The 429-nt window shown below is 71.1% G+C and carries 1 protein-coding gene; it reads right to left on the bottom strand.

Annotated features, from left to right (window positions below):
• Positions 1–429 (bottom strand): heterodisulfide reductase-related iron-sulfur binding cluster (locus ACU8YE_RS25700; RefSeq protein WP_446930458.1); only part of this gene is annotated, 429 nt, incomplete at both ends.

Here is a 429-nt window from a genome sequence, read left to right as displayed (position 1 = left end):
ACCGACGTGTCGGCGTTCTTCAGGGCGAAGGTCCCACCGAACCCGCAGCACTCGTCTGCGCGCGGGAGCGCGCGCAGCGTCAGGCCGCGGACCTGCTCGAGCAGCCGGAGCGGGCGGTCGCCCACCCCGAGCATGCGCAACGAGTGGCACGTCGGGTGATAGGTCACGGTGTGCGGGTAGTAGGCGCCCACGTCGGTCACGCCGAGCACGTCGACGAGGAACTCGCTGAGCTCGTACGTCTTCGGGCTCGTCGCCGCGACCGCGTCGGCGAGTGCGGGATCCCCGGAGCGCCTCGCCACGATCGCGTGCTGGTGACGCGCTGACCCGGCGCACGAGCCGCTCGGGGTGACGATCGCGTCGTAGCCCGCAAAGGCGTCCACGAAGGTGCGCACGACGGGGATCGCCTCGTTGAGGTAGCCGGTGTTGACC

Source organism: Ralstonia sp. VS2407 (assembly GCF_052950655.1).
The sequence above is the reverse complement of the archived record's forward strand: the minus strand, read 5'-3'. Positions and strand labels throughout refer to the sequence as shown.